This window comes from Streptomyces sp. NPDC031497 (assembly GCF_055580905.1).
Genome location: NZ_JBVIKO010000001.1, coordinates 424,496 through 444,768, shown reverse-complemented (window position 1 = coordinate 444,768; position 20,273 = coordinate 424,496). Strand labels below are relative to the sequence as shown.

The following is a 20,273-nucleotide window of genomic DNA, read 5'->3' as shown; positions in this document are numbered from 1 at the left end:
GCACAGGGAGAGCTCGGGGGAGCGGAAGGCGGTGCACGGGTGGGCTCGGGAGGCCTGGAGCTGCCCCCTGGTGACGAGGGTCACGAGGGGAACTCCACAGACGTCCCGCCCGGCGCGGTGTCCCTGGCCCGGCCGATGGACGCCTCGGGCTCCATCGGTCCGGAGCTGGACTGGGACGCCGACGCCTGGCTGGAGGTGCGTACGCGCGCCCAGCGGGCCGGCCGTGCCTACATCTGGCTGAACCTCGTCGAGCAACGGCTGCGGGCGGTCGTGGCCGCCGTGCTGCGCCCCATCTACGAACCCGTCCACGGCGACGAGTGGGTGGTCGCCGCGGCCGGTCCCGCCGGTCAGGAGTGGGTCCAGCGGGCGGTCGCGGTCCGCGAAGTCAGCCGCCGCAAGGGCTACTTGCTGGACCCGGCCGACGACAACGTGATCAGCTTCCTGACGCTACCGCAGCTGCGCGAGCTGATGGTGCAGCACTGGCCCTGCTTCGAGCCGTACTTCGACGAACGCCGGGACGTCGAGCTCGCTCTCGACGAGCTGGAGGTGACCCGCAACGTCGTCTCCCGCAACCGCGCGCTCTCCGAGGCCGTCCTCAGCCAGGCCGAACGGGCCTCCGCCCGGCTCCTGGAGATGCTCGGCACCGGCGGCGACGTGCCCTCCGCGCGCCGGCTGCCGGTGGACGCGGTGGAGGACCTGGTGGGCGACCGCTACGCGGACGTCGTCGCCGTCCATCCCGACCGGGTCCGGCTCATGCGCCAGTTCCCGGCCGAGGACCTGTTCGGCGGCGCCCGCCGGCTGGACGCCATCGGCATCGGCCTCAACCTGCTCGTGCAGAACTTCTCCGGCCGCCGCCTGGTCCGGCTCGCCGAGACCGGCTGCCGGGTCCGGCTGCTCTTCCTCAACCCCGCCTCCAGCGCGATCAAGCGCCGCGAGCGCGAACTGGGGATGAAACGGGGCGAACTCTCCCGCTCGGTCGAGATGAACATCCTCCACATGCGCCGGGTCCGCTCCCGGCTGCGCGACCCCGGCGCCTTCGAGATCCAGGTCTACGACGACACCCCCCGCTTCTCCGCCTACCTGGTGGACGGCGACGGCGCCGACGGTGTCGCGATCGTCCAGTCCTACCTGCGCGGGGCGCGGGGCATGGAGTCGCCGGTGCTGGTCCTGCGCAACGGCGACAAGGTGGTCAAGTCGGACGACGCCCTGGAAGCAGGACTCTTCCCGACATACCGTGAGGAGTTCGAAATGGCGTGGGCGGATTCGCGCCCTGTGTCCTGAGGCGGGCGTGGCGGTAAGCGGAACGCGGTCCTCTGATTGTCAGTGGCGCATGCGAGGGTGGAGACCACTGGGGGAAAGCACCACCAAGAAGGGGGACCGCCCATGGGCTGGCACCAAGAGCTCCTGATCGGCTTCGATCTGGAGACGACGGGTACGGATCCGCGCGAGGCGCGTATCGTCACGGGCGCCGTGATCGAGGTCAGGGCCGGGCAGGAGCTGGGCCACCGCGAGTGGCTGGCGGATCCGGGCGTGGAGATTCCGGCCGACGCGGTGGCCGTGCACGGCATCAGCAACGAGCGGGCGACCGCCGAGGGCCGCCCCGCCGACCAGGTCGCCGACGCCCTCGCGGACATTCTCACCGGGTACTGGAAGACAGGTGTGCCGGTCGTCGCCTACAACGCGACCTTCGACCTCACCCTGCTCTCCGCGGAGCTGCGCCGGCACGGCCTGCCGTCGCTCTCCGACCGCCTCGGCGGCCTCGACCCCGCACCGGTCATCGACCCGTACACCATCGACCGCTGGGTCGACCGCTACCGCCGCGGCAAGCGCAACCTCGAAGCGGTCTGCGCCGAGTACGGCATCACCCTCGCCGCCGCCCACAACGCGTCGGCCGACGCCCTGGCCGCGGCCCGCCTGGCCGGGGCCATAGCCGAGCGCCACCCGAAGATCGCGGCGCTGGGTCCGGCGGAGCTGCACCGGCGCCAGGTGGAGTGGTACGCGGAGTGGGCTGCGGACTTCCAGAGCTTTCTGCGCCGCAAGGGAGAGGCCGACGCGGTGGTGGACGGGGCGTGGCCGCTGCGGGAGCTGGCCGAAGCGGTCTGAGCGTTCCGCTGCAAGTGCCGAGATGCGCCGTCGGTCGTCTGCGGCTTCGTCGTGGCTGGTCGCGCCCACGCGGCGGTAGCCGCACATCCAATACAGCCCCGCGCCCCTGCGGGGCGCTGGTGCTCAGAAGGGATACCAGCGCACCGACTCGTCGCCCTCCCGCAGCGATGCCACCCGCCGCTCGAACTCTGCCAGCGCCTTCGGGTTGCTCGGCGCGTGTTGGGCGACCCACGCGCAGCTGGCCGTCTCCCGGGCTCCGCGCAGCACGCCGCACCCCTCCCACTCCCGCACATCCCACCCGTAGGCCTCGACGAACGAGTCGTAGGCCCCGGCAGGCAAGCCGTACCGGTCCCGGGACAGCGCCATGACCACCAGGTCGTGCTCGCGCAGGTCGGACGAGAAGGTCTCCAGGTCGACCAACACCGGTCCGTCCGGACCGACGTGCACATTGCGGGGCAGCGCGTCCCCGTGGATCGGCCCCGGTGTCAGGTGTGGCGCCGGCGCGGCCGCGGCCACCGCGAAGCCGTCCCGGCGCTCGCGCAGATACGCCGCGTCGGCGGGGTCGATCGCGTCGCCGGCCAGCCGCAGCCAGCGCTCCACACCGCCCAGCAGCTCGCGGGGCGGCAACGCGAAGGGAGGAGCGGGCAGTGCGTGCACGATCCGCAGCAGTTCGGCCAGATCGCGCGGCTCGGCCGGCCGTACCGGATCCGCCAGCCGGTGCCACACGGTCACCGGGTGGCCGTCCACGAGCCGCGCCTTCGGCTCGGCGGCCCGTACGGCCGGGACGCCCGCCTCCGCCAGCCACCCGGCGATCTCCACCTCACGCCGGGCCCGGTCGAGGAGTTCGGCGTCCCGGCCGACCTTCACCACCAGGTCCCCGGCGGCGAACACCGCGTTCTCGCCCAGGGCGAGGAGCGGGGCGTCAGCCGCCGCACCGGGCAGCACGCCCGCCGCGGCCAGTACATCCCGTGCCCTGGCCTCGTCCATCGTCCGCCTCCGTGTCCGTTCCCGGTGCCCGCGCGCCCCCGCGGCTGTGCGGGTGCACACGGCGCCCTCTTCTCGCCATCCGCCGGCCAGTCTCGCATCCACGGAGGTCGCGGCGTGTGCGCGGTGCCTTGACGAGACCACCTGCCTTCACGACCATGACCAGGCCCGACCGGGCCGCGCAAAGGGGGATGACGTGGCATTGGCGACGAACGTGGCCACCGTACGGCGACCGGCCGCCGCACGCCTGACCGGCCACGGCGCCTGGTTCCTGGTCCTGCCCGCCCTGATCCCGATCCTCGTGCTGAGCGTCGGCCCGCTGCTCTACGGGATCCTGCTGGCGTTCACCGACGCCCAGTCCGGCCGGACCGCGGCCACCCGGTGGATCGGCGGCCTCAACTTCCAGGACCTCCTGCACGACACGCTCTTCTGGGAGTCGTTCCGGATCGGCCTGGTCTGGGCCGTCGGGGTGACCGTGCCCCAGTTCCTGCTCGCCCTCGGCCTGGCCCTCCTCCTCGACCAGGAGTTACGGCTGCGCTGGCTGGCCCGCGCCCTGGCGATCGTGCCCTGGGCGATGCCCGAGGTCGTCGTCGGGATCATGTGGCGACTGGTCTACAACCCGGACGCGGGGATCCTCAACGAGACCCTGCGCGACCTCGGCCTCGGCGACGGCCGGGACTGGCTGAGCGGACTCGGCAGCGCCCTGCCCGCCGTGATCGTCGTCGGTGTCTGGGCCGGACTGCCGCAGACCACGGTCGCCCTGCTCGCCGGCCTGCAGAACACCCCGCGCGAACTGCACGAGGCCGCGGCCGTGGACGGCGCCGGCGCCTGGCGCCGCTTCCGTGCGGTCACCTGGCCCGCCCTCAGACCCGTCGCCCTGGCCGTCACCGCGCTCAACCTCATCTGGAACTTCAACTCCTTCGCCCTGGTCTACGTCCTGACCAACGGCGGCCCCGGCGGCAAGACCCGGCTGCCGATGCTCTTCGCCTACGAAGAGGCCTTCCGCTACGGCCAGTTCGGCTACGCGGCGGCGATGGGCTGTGTGATGGTCGCGGTGATCGCGGTGCTGCTGGCCGTCTTCCTGGCGGGCCGGCTGCGGGGAGGCGAGGACGCGTGAGGACCCGTACCGGCGCCCGTGTCGCCCAGTACGCCGCCCTGCTCGGCTACCTCGTCTTCCTGGCCTTCCCGCTGCTCTGGCTGCTTTCCACGGCCTTCAAGTCACCGACCGAGCTGGGCAGTCTGCACCCCACCTGGATCCCCCGGCACCCGACCCTGGCCAACTTCCGCCAGGCCTTCGACGAACAGCCCCTGCTGCGCGCCGGCCTCAACTCCCTGCTTGCCGCGGTCGGCGCCGCGCTGATCGCCGTACTGCTCGCGACCCCGATGGCGTACGTCATGGCCCGGCGGCGCGGGGCGCTGTCCCGGGCGGCCACCGGGTGGGTGGTGGTCAGCCAGGCCTTCCCGTTCGTGCTGGTGATCATCCCGCTGTTCCTGGTGCTGAAGCACCTGCGGCTGATCGACTCCCTTTTCGGGCTGGTGATGGTGTACGTGGTGTGGGCGCTGCCGTTCGCGCTGTGGATGCTCGTCGGCTACGTCCGGGCGGTCCCCGTCGAACTGGAGGAGGCGGCGGCCGTGGACGGCGCCGGGCGGCTGCGGACGCTGGTGTCGGTCACGGCACCGCTGCTGGCCCCCGGGATCGTGGCGACCGGGCTGTTCGCCTTCGTCACCGCGTGGAACGAGTTCTTCTTCGCGCTGGTGCTGCTGAAGACACCGGAGAAACAGACCCTGCCGGTCGTCCTCACCCACTTCATCGGTGCGGAGGGCGTGGCCGACCTGGGCCCCCTCGCCGCGGCCGCCTTCCTGGCCACGCTGCCCTCGCTGGTCGTCTTCGCACTCGTCCAGCGGCGGATCACGGGCGGGATGCTCACCGGGGCGGTGAAGAGCTGATGCGGACCAGAGCCACCACCGCACTCGTCGTCCTGCTCCTCCTGCTCGCCGGCTGCTCGGCGGGCGGGAAGGGCACCGGCGGCCCGATCACCCTCCGGTTCCAGTCCCTGGCCTGGCAGGAGGAGTCGGTCGCGGCCAACAAGGAGCTGGTGAAGGAGTGGAACGCCACCCACTCGGACGTCAAGGTCGAATACGTGCAGGGCAGTTGGGACAGTGTCCATGACCAGCTGCTGACCTCGTTCGAGGGCGGTGAGGCCCCGGACATCATCCACGACGCCTCCGACGACCTCGCCGACTTCGCCTACGGCGGCTACCTCGCCGACCTGACCGGCCTGCTGCCTGCCCGGCTCAAGTCCGACATTCCGCAGCGGAGCTGGCAGACGGCGACCTTCGGTGACGGCATCTACGGCGTGCCGTTCCTCCAGGAGCCGCGGGTGCTGATCGCCAACACCACCTGGCTCGCGAAGGCCGGAGTGCGGATACCGACGCCCGAACAGCCCTGGAGCTGGGCGGAGTTCAGGCAGGTCACCAAAGAGCTCAGCGGCGACGGCAGGTACGGCGTCGCCTGGCCGCTCAAGGAGCCCGTCTCCGCCACCCTCAACCTCTCCCTGTCGACGGGCGGACAGCTCTTCCACCGGGGCGCCGACGGCAAGGTGACCGTGCGTTTCGAGGCCGCCGACCAGATCGTGCCGCGCACGGTCCACGACCAGGTCGGCATCGACCACAGCGCACCCGGCTCCACACTGGGCAGCGGCGGCTCGGACACCCTGCCGGGCTTCTTCGGCGGCAAGTACGCGATGGTCCCGCTCGGCTTCTCCTACCGGCAGCAGATCGTCCAGCAGGCGCCGAAGGGCTTCGACTGGGAGGTGCTGCCCGCCCCGGCCGGCGCCGACGGACTCGCCCAGGGCGTCAGCCCGCAGACGCTGTCCGTCGCCGAGGACAGTCCCCACAAGAAGGAGGCGGCCGAGTTCATCGACTTCCTGCTCCGGCCGGAGAACATGGTCCGGCTCGCCCTCGGCGACTGGATGCTGCCCACCGGCACCCAGGCCCTGCAGGACCCGGCCCTGCACACCGCCAAGTACGGCTGGGCCACCGGCACCGCCCTGGCCGGCCGGCTCAGCCCGGCCCCCGCCCAGACCGTCCGCGGCTACCCGGAGTGGAAGGACAAGGTGGCCACCCCTGCCCTCCAGTCGTACTACAGCGGCGCCATCGGCCTCGACGAACTCCGCCACCGCCTGGAGAAGGACGGCAACCTGGTCCTGGCCCGCTACCAGCGCTGAGCACCAGCGGGCAGCGAACAGGGCCCGTTGGCTCCCCCGGAGACCAACGGACCCTGTGTCAGAGGGTGTCACCCGGACGTCAGACCGGCAGCCGGTCCTGCTCGACCCGGGCCGCCGGCGGTGCCACCGGCTCCGGCGACTCGTCGTGGGTCAGGTCCGGCAGCCAGCGCAGCCGGCGGGGCAGGTACCAGTTACGCTCGCCGAGCAGGGCCATCACCGCCGGGAGCAGCACGCCCCGGATGACCGTCGCGTCGATGAGGACCGCGGCCGCCAGACCCACGCCCATCTGCTTCATGGACTGCATGGACAGCGTGCCGAAGATCGCGAACACGGCGACCATGATGACGGCGGCGCTGGTGACGACCCCGGCCGTGGTGACCACCCCGTGCTGGATGGCGTCCCTGGTGGACCGGCCGCGCAGCCGGGCTTCGCGGATCCGGGAGACCACGAACACGTGGTAGTCCATCGACAGGCCGAACAGGATCACGAAGAGGAACAGCGGCAGCCAGCTGACGATCGCGCCGACGCCCTCCGCGCCCACCAGTGAGGCACCCCAGCCGTGCTGGAAGACGGCGACCAGGATGCCGTAGGCGGCGCCCACCGAGAGCAGGTTGAGCAGGATCGAGGTGATCGCGACCGTCAGCGAGCGGAACGACAGCAGCATGAGGAGGAAGGCGAAGACCACCACGAAGGCGAAGACCGGGACGACCGAGCCCATCAGCTGGTCGTTGAAGTCCTCGTTGCCCGCGACGTTCCCGGTCACCGGCGCCTGCACCCCGTCGACCTGGCCGAGCGTGGCGGGCCGTACCTGGTCGCGCAGCTTCTCCAGGCTCTGGCCGGCCTTGTCCAGGTCGGAGCCGCCGACCAGCGGTACGGAGATCAGCGCGACGTTCTGGGCGTCGTGCACCTTGATGTCGACCGGGCCGCGCGAGGCACCCGAACTGATCGCCTGCTCCCGGAAGGCGGTCAGCGCCTGCCTGACCTCGGGGGCGTTGATGTCCTTCGCCTTGACGACCACCTCGGCCGGCTGGGAGCCGCCGGGGAAGGCCTGGTTGACCCGGTCGTAGGTCTGCACGATCGGCAGCGAGCCGCCGAACTCCTGGTCCAGGGTGAGCTGGGAGGTCTTCATGCCGAGGGCGGGTGCGGCGACCGCGAGCAGGGCGCCGGCCGCGACGAGCACGGAGACCAGCGGCTTGGCGAGCACGCCCCGCAGCACGGCGGTCCACAAGCGGCTCTCGGAAGGGCCGTGCGCGCGCCGGCGGCGGCGCAGGAACGGTATACGACCCTTCTCCACCCGGTGCCCCAGCAGGGAGAGCAGCGCGGGCAGGACGGTCACCGAGCCGACCATGGCGACCGCGACGACCATCAGGGAGGCCAGACCCATCGCCTCGAACTCGGCGAGACCGGTGAACAGCATGCCCGCCATCGCCACGCAGACCGTGACACCGGAGACGATGATGGCCCGGCCGCTGGTGGCGGCGGCGATCCGCAGCGCCGCGCCCGCGTCCCGGCCGGCCTCCCGCTCCTCGCGCTCCCGGCGCAGGTAGAACAGGCAGTAGTCGACGCCGACGGCCATGCCGACCAGCAGCATCACGGAGTTGGCGGTGTCACTCATCGGCTGCAGGTGGCTGACCAGGCCCATCAGGCCCATCGTCGCCATGATCGCGGTGACCGCCAGGCCGACCGGCAGCAGCGCGGCCACCAGCGCGCCGAAGGCGATCAGCAGGATGCCGAACGCCACGGGCACGGCGGAGTACTCGGCCCGCTTGAAGTCCTTGCCGAAGGCGTCGCCGTACTGCTTGTCCATGCTGGCGCCGCCGATCTCCGCGATCCGCAGCGTGCCGTGCGCCTTCTGCACCCCGGCCACCGCGTCCAGCACCGGCTCGACCCGGTCGGCGGCGGTCTCCGCGTCGCCGCGCAGGTCGAACTGGACCAGTGCGCTGCGGCCGTCCTTCGAGATCGTCCGGGTGTCGTACGGCGAGGTGATGTCCGTGACCTCGCCGGTGCCGTCGACCGCCTTGACGACGTCCGCGACGGCGGACCTGAACTCGGCGTCCGTGGCCTTGACCGACGGATCCTCGGACTGGACCAGGACCGTCTCCGCGGCCGGCTCCTTGATCCCCGCGTCGTCGATGATCTTCGCCGCGGTGTGCGTCTCGCCCTTGAGCTGGTCGCTCTCGTCGACGTCGACCCGGCCGGCCGCCGAGCCCAGTCCCATCGCCAGGACGACGAACAGTACCCATATGCCGACGGCGGCCCAGCGGTGCCGGGCGCTCCAGCCGCCGGCCCGGGCGGCCAGGCCCCGCACCCGCGTCTCTCCGTTTCCCATGACGGGATTGCCCCCTCGTGTGCGGTGGCGGCCGCCCCGGCCACCACGGTTTCTTCACGACTTCCTTCGTTCGATTCGAAGGTATGGGCCGGACAAGACCGACTCCTCGTGCTGTCCGGTGAAGTGCGACGGCCGGCTCTCATCGCCTGGGAGGATGTCGGGCCCCTACATCTATCGACCCATCTCGGGGGTGTTGATCAGGGGTGTCCCTTCCGACGACGCGGATCCGCTTTGTGATTACAGAACCTTGTTGAACAAGTCACAGGTGCGTGTAGGAGTTGATCCGAGGCGGTCCCATCGGCCAGAGTTTCGGGCAGTCCGGCACGCCCGGCACGGCCGTCGTGCCCACCCCCACGGGGCACGACGGCCGTTCTAAGGTGTTCGAATGACGATGTATGCGGCACTGCTGCGCGGGATCAACGTGGGCGGCAGGAAGAAGCTCCCGATGGCCGAGCTGCGGGCGCTCATGACCGGTCTGGGGCACGACTCCGTCGGGACCTACCTCCAGAGCGGGCAGGCCGTCTTCGCCGCCGCCCACGGGGATGCCGAGTCGCTGGCCGCGGAGCTGACCGAGGCGATCGAGGAGCGGTTCGGCTTCTCCGTCGACGTGCTCGTCCGCGACCACGCCTACCTCAAGGCGATCGCCGAGGCCTGTCCGTTCCCGGCCGCCGAGCTGGAGGCCAGGCAGCTGCACGTCACCTACTTCTCCGCGCCGGTCACCCCGGAGCGGTTCGCGGCCATGGACCCCGCCGCCCACCTCCCCGAGGAGTTCCGGCTGGGTGACCGCGCGCTGTACCTGTACGCCCCGGACGGGCTCGGCCGCTCCAAGCTGGCGGAGGCGCTGTCCCGTCCCCGGCTCAACAAAGGGCTGATCGCCACCACCCGGAACTGGAACACGGTCGTCAAGCTGGTGGAGCTCACCGCCCCGGGAGCGTGACCGTCGGCGGGCCGAGGAAGGGCACCGGCGACATGCTCTCGCGCGGTACGGCGAGCAGCGGGTCCCCCGCCCCAGGGTCAGGGTCAACGCCTGTGCGAGGCTCCTCCCATGCGCTACATCATCATCGGGGCAGGGGCCGTCGGCGGTGCGATCGGCGGGCGGCTCGCGGGATCGGGGCACGAGGTCGTACTGGTGGCGCGGGGCGCGCACCACGCGGCGCTGCGGGACGGCGGGCTGCGGCTGAAGGTGCCGGACGGTGAGTACACGTACCGGCTGCCGGCCGTCACCGGGCCCGGGGAGCTGGGCGAGCTGCGGGCGGACGACGTCCTCGTCCTCGCCGTCAAGACACAGGACACCGTGACCGCCCTGGCGACCTGGGGTCCGGCTCCGGTCGCCGGCGGCGGCACGGTGGCGGAGCGCCTGCCCCTGTTCTGCGCCCAGAACGGCGTGGAGGGCCAGCGCCTCGCCCTGCGCGTCTTCCGGCACGTCTACGGTGTCTGCGTCTGGCTGCCGTCGACCTACGTCGAACCGGGCGTCGTCTCCGCCGGCGGCGCCCCGCTCACCGGCATGCTGCACCTGGGCCGCCACCCCCACGGCACCGACGCGACCGCCCGCCTGGTCGCCGCCGACCTGGCGAAGTCGTACTTCGAGGCACCGGTCGTGCCCGACGTGGCGCGCTGGCAGTACGCCAAGCTGCTGTCCAACCTCGGCAACGCGCTGGAGGCCGTCGCCGGGCCCATCGCCGACGACGCGGCCATAACCCTGTTCCAGCGCGTGCGGGCCGAGGGCGAGGCCGTGCTCGACGCCGCCGGGATCCCGTACGCGAGCGTCGAGGAGCAGCGGGCGCTGCGTGGCCACAAGGTGGACCTGGTCCCGCTGGACGGCGCCCCGCGCGGGGGCGGCTCCTCCTGGCAGTCCCTCAGCCGTGGCACCGGCACCATCGAGGCCGACTACCTCAACGGCGAGATCGCGCTGCTGGGCCGCCTGCACGGCGTCCCCTTCCCGCTCAACGAACTCCTGCAGCACCTCGCCAACACGTTCGCGCGCGAGCGCCGGGCGCCCGGCTCGATGCCGGTCGCGGAGCTCGCCCGTCTCGCCGACGAGGCGGCGCGCGGCGCGAGCGACTCCCCGAGGAGCTGACGGCCCGCGACCTCACCGCGGACCCCGACCGGCGTTCCGGACGACGCCCCTGACGCCGCCCGCGCGCTCGCCTCCGGCGGGCGGGAGCCCGGCGCGGCCGGGCCCGGTCAACTGACCGACAAGGACGAGTCGTTGGCGGACCGAATTGGTAAAGCCCCTGGTGTGACACGTTCGCGGACCGCGGCGCAGAAGTAAGAGCCGGCCATGGCGGTGACGCTCGTGAGAGCCTCGCCGCGGGCCGGCCGTTCGCGGTCCGACGTCACAGGGGAGCGCCGGACCGCGAACCCCGAGCGTGCCTCTCGGACCCGACGCCGGACGGCTCAGGCCCCTACGGCGGCCAGGGCGGGGGTACGGGCCGCGTCGTACCGTTCCAGCAGGACCCGCGCCACCTCCGGCGCGGGGCCGAGCACCTCGGCCAGGACGTCCGCCTCCGCCGCGCCCCGCGCGATCCGGTCGGGCAGGAAGCCGGGGGCGAGGACGTACGGAGCCACCGCCACCCGGGCACAGCCGAGGTCGCGCAGTTCCCGTACCGCGTCCTCGGTGCGGGGGAGGGATGCGGAGGCGAACGCGGGCCGCACGGCGCACCAACCGGTGTGCCGCCACTCCCGCGCGATATCTGCGATCACCGCGATCGCCTCCGGGTCGCTGGACCCCGCCGAGGCCAGCACGACCCCGGTCGAGGACTTGTCGGCGGGGGTCAGCCCCGCCTCGTACAGCCGCCGTTCGAGGGCCGCCAGGAGCAGCGGGGACGGGCCGAGCACCTCGGCCTGCCGGATCCGCAGCCGGGTCGGCGCTTCCCGCAGGACGGCCGGGATGTCCGCCTTCGCATGGAAGGCGCGGGTGAGCAGCAGGGGGAGAGCCACGACATCGCGCACGCCCTCCGCCGCCAGCGACTCCAGCACCCCGTGCACGGACGGGATGTTGAAGTCCAGGAAGCCGGTCTCCACGCGCAGCCCGGGCCGCAGCGACCGTACCCGCCGTACCAGGGCGTGCACGGTCGCCGCGTGCCGCGGATCGCGGCTGCCGTGGGCGATCACCACGAGGACGGGGCGGACCGGCTGGCGCATGGGCGACCTCAGCTCTTCACCAGCAGACCGCGGCTGCGCAGCACCCACCGCTCCAGCGGGCTGAAGATCAGCAGGTCGATCGCGATACCGACGAACAGGATCAGGATGATGGCCTCGAACACCATGGCCATGTCGCTGGCGGTGCGCGCGTTCTCCAGGAGCTGGCCGAGGCCCACGCCGAGGTCGGGGAAGCTCGCGATGATCTCCGCCGCCATCAGCGAACGCCAGGAGAACGCCCAGCCCTGCTTCAGGCCCGCCACATAGCCGGGCATGGCGGCCGGCAGCACCACGTGCCAGATGCCCTTGACGCCGGTCGCGCCCATCGTGCGGCCGGCGCGCAGGAACAGCGGTGGCACCTGGTCGACACCGGAGACCAGGCCGTTGGCGATGGAGGGGACCGCGCCGAGCAGGATCACGGCGTACATCATCGAGTTGTTCAGGCCCAGCCAGATCACGGCCGGCGGCACCCAGGCCACCGACGGCAGCGACTGGAGGCCGGACAGGATCGGGCCGATGGCCGCGCGCACGAACTTCACCCGGGCCACCAGCAGACCCAGCGGGGTGCCGATGACCAGCGCGAAGAGGAACCCGAGGAGGCCACGGCTGACACTGGTCCAGATGTAGCCGAGCAGGTCGCCCTTGAGCCAGGCGTCCTTGAAGGCGTCGCCCACCGCGGTCGGCGAGGGCAGCTTGGACGGGTCGTCGACGACCGGGACGAGGAGCGTCCAGACCACGAGGACCACGGCGAGCGCGATGATCGGCGGCAGGATCTTGGTGCCGAAGGTCTGCCGGAACGGGGTACGGCCGGTGACGCCGGTCTCCAGGGCGTCCAGACCCGCCTCGATGCCGGCCAGCTCGCCGCCGACCGTCGCGGCCGTCCCCGGCGTCTTCGTCTCACTGCTGGCCATGACGGCGGATCTCCCCACGCAGTACATCGGTGATCTCAAGGGACAGTTCGGCCACGGGCGCGTCCTCGATGCGGCGCGGCTGCGGTATGCCGACCTCCCACTCGCGCGCTATCCGGCCCGGCCGGGACGACAGCAGGACCACCCGCTGGGCGAGCCGCACCGCCTCGCGCACATTGTGCGTGACGAACAGGACGGAGACCCCGGTCTCCTCCCAGATCCGGGTCAGCTCGTCGTGCAGCACGTCCCGGGTGATGGCGTCCAGGGCCGAGAACGGCTCGTCCATCAGCAGCAGTCTGCTCTCCTGGGCGAGCGCGCGGGCCAGTGCGGCCCGCTGGCGCATACCGCCGGACAGCTCGTGGACGCGCTTGTCGTACGCGCCCTTCAGCCGGACCAGTTCGAGCAGCTGCTCGGTCTTGGCACGGCGGTCGTTCTTGGGAACCCCCCTGAGCCTCAGGGCGAGTTCGATGTTCTTGCCCGCGGTCAGCCACGGGAAGAGGGCGTGCTCCTGGAACATCAGGGCGGGCCGCCCGTCCGTCGCGATGGAACCCGCCGAGGGCTGGTCGAGCCCCGCCACCAGGTTCAGCAGCGTGGACTTGCCGCAGCCCGAGGCCCCCAGGAGGGTGACGAACTCACCCGGCGCGACATCGAGCGTGATGTCGTCCAGGACGAGCTGCTGCCCGCCGGGAGTCGCGAAGGACTTCGAGACATGCTCAAGGCGTGCCGCGTACTCCACCGACTCGCCGGCCTTGGCGAGTGTCGTGGTCGTGGCCATGGTCGTCACCTCCTGGGAACGCGTCGGGACCGGGGTCAGCTGCTGCCGAGACCGGCGGCGTCGACCGTGCTCGCGCCCTCGGACTTGAGGATCTTGTTGAGGATCGTCAGGTCGTAGATGTTCTTCAGCAGCGGGTCGGAGAGCAGACCGGCCTTGACGGCGTGCTCGGCCTCGGTGTTGAGGGTGGAGGCCAGCGGGTCGTCGGTGAACTGGATCGAGGACCAGGCGGAGTTCAGGACGTCGTCCGGCAGCGCCTTGCCGGAGTCGATCGCCAGCTGCTTGTTGGCCGAGGTCTTGGCCGCGTCCGGGTTGGCGTTGATCCACTTGTTGGTCTCGACCGAGCCCTTGAGGACCGCCTCGACGACCTTCGGGTGCGCCTTGAGGAACTTCTGCGACACGATGATGTTCGTGATCACGAACTTCTTGTCGGGCCACAGCGTGGACTCGTCGAGCAGCACCTTGCCGCCCTCGGCGACCAGCTTGGACGCGGTCGGCTCCGGCACCCAGGCGCCGTCGATGGAACCGGCCTTGAAGGCGTCCGGGGTGATCTTGTTGTCGGTGCGGACGACGGTGACGTCACCCTTGCCGCTCTGCGCGTCGACCTTCCAGCCCTGGTCGGCGATCCAGTTGAGGAACGCCACGTCCTGCGTGTTGCCCAGCTGAGGCGTCGCGATCTTCTTGCCCTTGACGTCCTTCAGGGACTTGATCTTCTTCGGGTTGACGACCAGCTTCACGCCGCCGGACGCCGAACCGCCGATGATCTTCAGGTCGGTGCCGTTGGACTTGGTGTAGCCGTTGATCGCCGGGGAGGGGCCGATCCAGCCGATGTCGATGGAGCCCGAGTTGAGCGCCTCGATCTCGGACGGGCCCGCGTTGAAGATCGCGTACTTGGCCTTGGTCGCGCCGAGCTCCTTCTGGAAGAAGCCCTTCTGGTTGCCCACCAGCGCGGTCGCGTGGGTCAGGTTGCCGAAGTAGCCGATCTTGACGGTGTCGAGGCCTTCGATCTTCTTGGCCCCGGCAGCGACCTTGGTGGTGTCGCTCTTGTCGGAGTCCGACCCGTACCCGCAGGCGGCGAGCGTGAGCAGGGGGAGTGCGGCGAGCGCGGCTATGCCGCGGCGAAGCAGCGTTGAGCGGTTGGCAGGCACGGGAGGCTTTCCTCTCGTTGGCCCGGCGGTCACGGTCTCTCAGGTCGTGGCCGGGAGGTCGGCAGGTCTTCGTCGCATCCGGGACGTCGGGTGGGGGGCCGGGGCGCGCAGGCAGTGCGCGTACGTCAGCACGCACATCGCGCCACCCCGCCCTGCCCGCTCCCGAGGTCGCCGCTGCCGACGCGGCCGCCCTCCTTCGCGAACGTCGAGTAGACGTCGGTCATCGTCATGTCAGAAGTCCCACCCGTCCTCCTCGGCCGCGTCCTTGACGGGCTCGGGGGAGGCGAACGACTCGCCGACCATGCCCGCGGTGAGCGTGGTGCCGTCGGCGGGGTCGATCAGGATGAACGAGCCGGTGCGGCGCGAGTCGGCGTAGGAGTCGACCGGCAGCGGCTCGGCGGTACGGATCTTCACGCGGCCGATGTCGTTGGCGACGAGCTGTCCCGGGTGCGGGTGCAGGGACAGGTCGTCGAGCGTGAGCCGGGACGGGATGTCCTTGACGATCGCCTTGACCGTGCGGGTGCCGTGCTTGAGCAGCACCCGGTGCCCGACCGTCAGCGGCTGGTCGGCCACGTGGCAGACGGTCGCCTCGACCTCCTGGGTGGTGGCCGGGGCGTCCTTCGTCGGCACGATCAGGTCGCCGCGCGAGACGTCGATGTCGTCGGTGAGCAAGAGGGTCACCGACTGGGTCGTCCAGGCCGCCTCGACCGGCTTGCCGAGCAGGTCGATGCCCGAGATCGTGGTCGTACGACCGGACGGCAGGACCGTGACCGGCTCGCCGACGTGGAAGGTGCCGGCGGCGATCTGGCCGGCGTAGCCCCGGTAGTCCGGGTGGTCGGCGGTCTGCGGGCGGATCACGTACTGCACGGGCAGCCGGGCGTGGCAGTGCGCCAGGTCGTGGCTGACCGGGACGGTCTCCAGGTGCTCCAGGACGGTCGGGCCGCCGTACCAGTCCATGGTGGCGGACGGCTCCACGACGTTGTCGCCGACCAGCGCCGAGATCGGGATCGCGGTGACCTCGGGGACGCCCAGCTCGGTCGCGTACGCCGTGAACTCCTCGGCGATCCCCGCGAAGACCGCCTCCTGGTAGCCGACCAGGTCCATCTTGTTGACGGCGAGGACGACGTGCGGGACGCGCAGCAGGGCGGCGATCGCGGCGTGCCGCCGGGTCTGTTCCACGACCCCGTTGCGGGCGTCGACCAGGACCACGGTCAGCTCGGCGGTGGAGGCACCCGTCACCATGTTGCGGGTGTACTGCACATGGCCGGGCGTGTCGGCGAGGATGAACCGCCGCCTGGGCGTGGCGAAGTAACGGTAGGCCACGTCGATCGTGATGCCCTGCTCGCGCTCGGCCCGCAGCCCGTCGGTCAGCAGCGCCAGGTCGGGCGCGTCCTGCCCACGCGAGGCCGACGCGCGCTCCACGGCTTCCAACTGGTCGGTGAGGACCGACTTGGAGTCGTGCAGCAGCCGACCGACGAGGGTGGACTTGCCGTCGTCGACCGAGCCGGCGGTCGCGAAGCGCAGCAGGGTGGTCTCGGTCAGGCCGAGTTCCGTGGTGGTCGTGCTCATCTCTAGAAGTACCCCTCGCGCTTGCGGTCTTCCATCGCGGCCTCGGAGAGCTTGTCGTCGGCCCGGGTGGCGCCGCGCTCGGTGAGCCGGGAGGCGGCGATCTCGGTGATCACGGCCTCCAGCGTGCCGGCGTCGGAGTCCACCGCGCCCGTGCAGGACATGTCACCGACGGTCCGGTAGCGCACCTGCCGCTTCTCGACGGTCTCGCCGTCCTTCGGGCCGCCCCACTCGCCCGCCGTCAGCCACATCCCGCCCCGCTGGAAGACCTCGCGCTCGTGCGCGAAGTAGATCTGCGGCAGCTCGATGCCCTCGCGGGCGATGTACTGCCAGACGTCCAGCTCGGTCCAGTTGGAGAGCGGGAAGACCCGGACGTGCTCGCCGGGGGCGTGCCGCCCGTTGTAGAGGTTCCACAGCTCGGGGCGCTGGCGGCGCGGGTCCCACTGGGAGAACTCGTCCCGCAGCGAGAAGACCCGCTCCTTGGCGCGGGCCTTCTCCTCGTCCCGCCGGCCGCCGCCGAAGACCGCGTCGAAGCGCTCGCTCTGGATCTTCTCCGTCAGCGGCAGCGTCTGCAGCGGGTTACGAGTGCCGTCCGGGCGCTCCTTGAGCACACCCCGGTCGATGTAGTCCTGTACGGAGGCCACATGGAGGCGCAGCCCATGTGCGGCCACCACACGGTCCCGGTACTCGAGGACCTCGGGGAAGTTGTGTCCGGTGTCCACATGCAGCAGCGAGAAGGGGACCGCCGCCGGGGCGAACGCCTTCAGCGCGAGGTGCAGCATGACGATGGAGTCCTTGCCGCCGGAGAACAGGATCACCGGCCGCTCGAACTCGCCCGCCACCTCACGGAAGATGTGGACCGCCTCGGACTCCAGCGCGTCCAGGTGGGACAGGGCGTACGGGGTGCCCGTGCCCTCCCCGTGAGCCGCCACGGTCGTCGTCATGCCAGTCCCTTCCCGCTCAGCAGGGCGTGCACGGACACCGCGGACTCGCGCACGGTCTGGTGCTGCGACTCGATCCGCAGATCGGGCGTCTCGGGCTCCTCGTAGGGGTCGTCGACACCGGTCAGCCCGGTCAGCTCGCCGGCGGCCTGCTTGGCGTACAGACCCTTCACGTCCCGCTCGCTGCACACCTCGACCGGGGTCGCCACATGCACCTCGACGTACGCGGTGCCGTTCTCCTCGTGGCGCTTGCGCACCGCGTCCCGGCTGTCCGCGTAGGGGGCGATCACCGGGACAAGGGCCGTCACGCCATTACGTGCCAGAAGTTCGGCGACGAAGCCGATACGCTGCACGTTGGTGTGCCGGTCCTCGCGGCTGAAGCCGAGGCCCGCCGAGATGAACTCGCGGATCTCGTCGCCGTCGAGCACCTCCACGAGGTGGCCGTCGGCCCGCAGCAGGCCGGCCAGCTCGTACGCGATGGTGGTCTTGCCGGCACTCGGCAGACCCGTGAGCCAGACGGTGGCTCCGGTCGTCACGTTGTTCTCCTGGTTCGTCGAAGGCGTGGTGGCCGTCATCCGTGCAGGCCGCACTCGGTCTTGGCGCGCCCCGCCCAGCGGCCGGCGCGGGCGTCCTCGCCCTCCAGCACCCGGCGGGTGCAGGGGGCGCAGCCGACGGAGGCGTAGCCGTCCATCAGCAACGGGTTGGTCAGTACGCCGTGTTCGGCGACGTAGTCGTCCACGTCGTCCTGGGTCCAGCGGGCGATCGGCGAGATCTTGACCTTCTGCCGCTTCTCGTCCCAGCCGACGACCGGGGTGTTCGCCCGGGTCGGGGACTCGTCGCGGCGCAGCCCGGTCGCCCAGGCGGCGTACTTCGTCAGGCCCTGCTCCAGCGGCTGCACCTTGCGGAGCTTGCAGCACAGGTCGGGGTCGCGGTCGTGCAGCCTGGGCCCGTACTCCGCGTCCTGCTCGGCGACCGTCTGGCGCGGGGTGAGGGTGATGACGTTGACGTCCATCACGGCCTCGACCGCGTCCCGGGTGCCGATGGTCTCCGGGAAGTGGTAGCCGGTGTCGAGGAAGACGACGTCCACGCCCTTCTGGACGCGGGACGCCAGATGGGCCACCACCGCGTCCTCCATGGAGGAGGTCACGCAGAAGCCCTTGCCGAAGGTGTCGACCGCCCACTGGAGGATCTCCAGGGCGGAGGCGTCTTCGAGGTCGCGGCCGGCCTGCTCGGCCAGCGCCTTCAAGTCGTCGGTGGTGCGGTCTTCCTGAGCTGTGGTCATATCTGTTCCCCTCCGCTTTCGGAGTGCTTCAGCCCCCGGGCGAGCAGCCCGAGGAACTTCAGCTGGAATGCGCGGTTGCAGGCCGCGCATTCCCAGGCGCCGTGACCCTGCTCGTTCGGACGCAGATCCTCGTCGCCGCAGTAGGGGCAGTAGAAGGGGGCGGCCCGCTCGCTCATGAGAGGGCCTCCTCGCTGGCGCGGGACGCCCAGGCGGCGAACCGCTCGCCGTCCTCGCGCTCCGCCTGGAAACGCTTGAGCACCCGCTCGACGTAGTCCGGCAGTTCCTCCGAGGTCACCTTGAGGCCGCGGACCTTGCGGCCGAAACCGGCCTCCAGACCCAGCGCGCCGCCCAGGTGCACCTGGAAGCCCTCGACCTGCTCGCCCGCGTCGTTCAGGACCAGCTGGCCCTTGAGACCGATGTCCGCGACCTGGATGCGGGCGCAGGCGTTCGGGCAGCCGTTGAGGTTGATGGTCAGCGGTTCGTCGAAGTCGGGCAGCCGGCGTTCCAGCTCGTCGATGAGTGCGGAGCCGCGCGCCTTCGTCTCGACGATGGCGAGCTTGCAGTACTCGATGCCGGTGCAGGCCATGGTGCCGCGCCGGAACGGGGACGGCCTGGCGGTCAGGTCCAGCGCCTCCAGGGCCTCGACCAGCGAGTCGACCTGGTCCTCCGTGACATCGAGGACGATCATCTTCTGCTCGACCGTGGTGCGCACCCGGCCCGAGCCGTGTGCCTCGGCGAGGTCGGCGATCTTCGCCAGGGTGGTGCCGTCCACGCGGCCGACGCGCGGGGCGAACCCGACGTAGAAGTTGCCGTCCTGCTGCCGGTGCACGCCGACGTGGTCGCGCCAGCGCTGCAGGGGCTCGGCCGGCGCCGGTCCGTCGACGAGCTTCCGCTTGAGGTACTCGTCCTCGAGGATCTGGCGGAACTTCTCCGCGCCCCAGTCGGCGACCAGGAACTTCAGCCGGGCGCGGGTGCGCAGCCGCCGGTAGCCGTAGTCCCGGAAGATGCCGATGACACCGGCCCAGACGTCCGGGACCTCGTCCAGCGGCACCCAGGCGCCGAGCCGGACGCCGATCTTCGGGTTGGTGGACAGACCGCCGCCGACCCACAGGTCGAAGCCGGGGCCGTGCTCGGGGTGCTCGACGCCGACGAAGGCGATGTCGTTGATCTCGTGCACCACGTCCAGCAGCGGCGAGCCGGAGATCGCGGACTTGAACTTGCGCGGCAGGTTGGAGAACTCCTTGCTGCCGATGAACCGCCGGTTGATCTCGTCGATCGCCCAGCTGCCGTCGATGATCTCGTCCTCGGCGATGCCGGCGACCGGCGAGCCGATGACCACACGCGGGGTGTCGCCGCAGGCCTCGGTGGTGGACAGGCCGACGGCCTCGAGACGGTTCCAGATCTCCGGGACGTCCTCGATGCGGATCCAGTGCAGCTGGATGTTCTGCCGGTCGGTGACGTCCGCGCTGCCCCGCGCGAACTCCTGCGAGATCTCGCCGATCACCCGCAGCTGCTGGGTGGTGAGGCGGCCGCCGTCGATCCGCACCCGCAGCATGAAGTACTTGTCGTCCAGCTCCTCCGGCTCCAGGATGGCGGTCTTGCCGCCGTCGATGCCGGGCTTGCGCTGCGTGTACAGACCCCACCAGCGCATACGTCCGCGCAGGTCGTTGGGGTCGATCGAGTCGAAGCCGCGCTTGGAGTAGATCGTCTCAATGCGTGTCCGCACATTGAGACCGTCATCGTCCTTCTTGAACTGTTCGTTGCCGTTGAGCGGGGTGAAGTGACCCATAGCCCACTGACCCTCACCGCGGTGACGACTCACCTTGCGGCGGGGCGCGGAGGCGGCAGGGTTCTGCGGGGTGGCGGCCATGG

Annotated in this window: 19 protein-coding genes; 7 read left to right on the top strand and 12 right to left on the bottom strand. The window is 71.1% G+C overall.

Annotation, left to right across the window (positions count from 1 at the left end):
* Positions 1–39: 39 nt before the first annotated feature.
* On the top strand, positions 40–1,281 hold the full coding sequence (locus ACZ5K7_RS01985) for an SAV2148 family HEPN domain-containing protein (protein WP_468909351.1): 1,242 nt from the start codon (positions 40–42) through the stop codon (positions 1,279–1,281).
* Between the two features lie 102 nt (positions 1,282–1,383).
* On the top strand, positions 1,384–2,103 hold the full coding sequence (locus ACZ5K7_RS01980; RefSeq protein WP_468909348.1) for an exonuclease domain-containing protein: 720 nt from the start codon (positions 1,384–1,386) through the stop codon (positions 2,101–2,103).
* Positions 2,104–2,226: 123 nt separating this feature from the next.
* Here the strand turns inward: ACZ5K7_RS01980 and ACZ5K7_RS01975 are convergent, their stop codons facing one another.
* Positions 2,227–3,090: a phosphotransferase gene (locus tag ACZ5K7_RS01975; protein WP_468909345.1), complete on the bottom strand. Its 864-nt coding sequence runs from the start codon at positions 3,088–3,090 to the stop codon at positions 2,227–2,229.
* Between the two features lie 193 nt (positions 3,091–3,283).
* Between ACZ5K7_RS01975 and ACZ5K7_RS01970 the strand changes: the two genes are divergently transcribed.
* From ACZ5K7_RS01970 to ACZ5K7_RS01960, 3 genes are read left to right on the top strand one after another with little or no spacing between them, the layout of a single operon-like run.
* Complete coding sequence (locus ACZ5K7_RS01970; RefSeq protein ID WP_468909343.1) at positions 3,284–4,204, top strand: carbohydrate ABC transporter permease; 921 nt, start codon at positions 3,284–3,286, stop codon at positions 4,202–4,204.
* The gene (locus ACZ5K7_RS01965) at positions 4,201–5,034 is read left to right on the top strand and encodes a carbohydrate ABC transporter permease (protein WP_351713525.1); all 834 of its coding nucleotides are present in this window, start codon (positions 4,201–4,203) and stop codon (positions 5,032–5,034) included. Before ACZ5K7_RS01970 ends, ACZ5K7_RS01965 begins: the two co-directional genes overlap by 4 nt.
* Positions 5,034–6,314 (top strand): ABC transporter substrate-binding protein, encoded by a 1,281-nt coding sequence (locus tag ACZ5K7_RS01960; protein ID WP_468909339.1) that lies wholly within the window; start codon positions 5,034–5,036, stop codon positions 6,312–6,314. The genes ACZ5K7_RS01965 and ACZ5K7_RS01960 overlap by 1 nt, the downstream gene beginning before the upstream one ends.
* A gap of 79 nt (positions 6,315–6,393) precedes the next feature.
* On the opposite strand, the gene ACZ5K7_RS01955 is transcribed toward ACZ5K7_RS01960, so the two are convergent.
* Positions 6,394–8,643 (bottom strand): MMPL family transporter, encoded by a 2,250-nt coding sequence (locus tag ACZ5K7_RS01955; RefSeq protein ID WP_468909336.1) that lies wholly within the window; start codon positions 8,641–8,643, stop codon positions 6,394–6,396.
* 385 nt (positions 8,644–9,028) lie between these two features.
* On the opposite strand from ACZ5K7_RS01955, the gene ACZ5K7_RS01950 reads away from it, so the two are divergent.
* Together ACZ5K7_RS01950 and ACZ5K7_RS01945 are read left to right on the top strand one after the other, a co-directional pair.
* Positions 9,029–9,580 carry a DUF1697 domain-containing protein gene (locus ACZ5K7_RS01950; protein ID WP_468909334.1) on the top strand — a complete coding sequence of 184 codons (552 nt, stop codon included), beginning with the start codon at positions 9,029–9,031 and terminating at the stop codon, positions 9,578–9,580.
* 108 nt (positions 9,581–9,688) lie between these two features.
* Positions 9,689–10,720, top strand: coding sequence for a ketopantoate reductase family protein (locus ACZ5K7_RS01945; RefSeq protein WP_468909332.1), 1,032 nt, complete (start codon positions 9,689–9,691; stop codon positions 10,718–10,720).
* Positions 10,721–11,040: 320 nt separating this feature from the next.
* Here ACZ5K7_RS01945 and ACZ5K7_RS01940 read toward each other — a convergent pair whose 3' ends face one another.
* From ACZ5K7_RS01940 to ACZ5K7_RS01895, 10 genes are all read right to left on the bottom strand, one after another.
* Positions 11,041–11,787, bottom strand: coding sequence for a sirohydrochlorin chelatase (locus tag ACZ5K7_RS01940; protein ID WP_468909329.1), 747 nt, complete (start codon positions 11,785–11,787; stop codon positions 11,041–11,043).
* An 8-nt stretch (positions 11,788–11,795) separates the two neighbouring features.
* Positions 11,796–12,695 (bottom strand): ABC transporter permease, encoded by a 900-nt coding sequence (locus ACZ5K7_RS01935; RefSeq protein WP_351713537.1) that lies wholly within the window; start codon positions 12,693–12,695, stop codon positions 11,796–11,798.
* Positions 12,682–13,467, bottom strand: a complete 786-nt coding sequence (locus ACZ5K7_RS01930; protein WP_351713539.1) for an ABC transporter ATP-binding protein — start codon at positions 13,465–13,467, stop codon at positions 12,682–12,684. The genes ACZ5K7_RS01935 and ACZ5K7_RS01930 overlap by 14 nt, the downstream gene beginning before the upstream one ends.
* A 35-nt stretch (positions 13,468–13,502) precedes the next feature.
* The gene (locus ACZ5K7_RS01925; protein WP_468909324.1) at positions 13,503–14,612 is read right to left on the bottom strand and encodes an aliphatic sulfonate ABC transporter substrate-binding protein; all 1,110 of its coding nucleotides are present in this window, start codon (positions 14,610–14,612) and stop codon (positions 13,503–13,505) included.
* A 231-nt stretch (positions 14,613–14,843) separates the two neighbouring features.
* The gene (locus ACZ5K7_RS01920; RefSeq protein WP_351713543.1) at positions 14,844–16,181 is read right to left on the bottom strand and encodes a sulfate adenylyltransferase subunit 1; all 1,338 of its coding nucleotides are present in this window, start codon (positions 16,179–16,181) and stop codon (positions 14,844–14,846) included.
* A 2-nt stretch (positions 16,182–16,183) separates the two neighbouring features.
* Complete coding sequence (cysD, locus tag ACZ5K7_RS01915; RefSeq protein WP_468909321.1) at positions 16,184–17,122, bottom strand: sulfate adenylyltransferase subunit CysD; 939 nt, start codon at positions 17,120–17,122, stop codon at positions 16,184–16,186.
* Positions 17,119–17,655, bottom strand: coding sequence for an adenylyl-sulfate kinase (cysC, locus tag ACZ5K7_RS01910; protein WP_450972153.1), 537 nt, complete (start codon positions 17,653–17,655; stop codon positions 17,119–17,121). Before cysC ends, cysD begins: the two co-directional genes overlap by 4 nt.
* 35 nt (positions 17,656–17,690) lie before the next feature.
* Complete coding sequence (locus ACZ5K7_RS01905; protein ID WP_351697291.1) at positions 17,691–18,401, bottom strand: phosphoadenylyl-sulfate reductase; 711 nt, start codon at positions 18,399–18,401, stop codon at positions 17,691–17,693.
* The gene (locus ACZ5K7_RS01900) at positions 18,398–18,577 is read right to left on the bottom strand and encodes a hypothetical protein (protein WP_351697294.1); all 180 of its coding nucleotides are present in this window, start codon (positions 18,575–18,577) and stop codon (positions 18,398–18,400) included. The genes ACZ5K7_RS01905 and ACZ5K7_RS01900 overlap by 4 nt, the downstream gene beginning before the upstream one ends.
* Positions 18,574–20,271, bottom strand: a complete 1,698-nt coding sequence (locus tag ACZ5K7_RS01895) for a nitrite/sulfite reductase (RefSeq protein WP_351697297.1) — start codon at positions 20,269–20,271, stop codon at positions 18,574–18,576. The genes ACZ5K7_RS01900 and ACZ5K7_RS01895 overlap by 4 nt, the downstream gene beginning before the upstream one ends.
* Positions 20,272–20,273 lie beyond the last annotated feature (2 nt).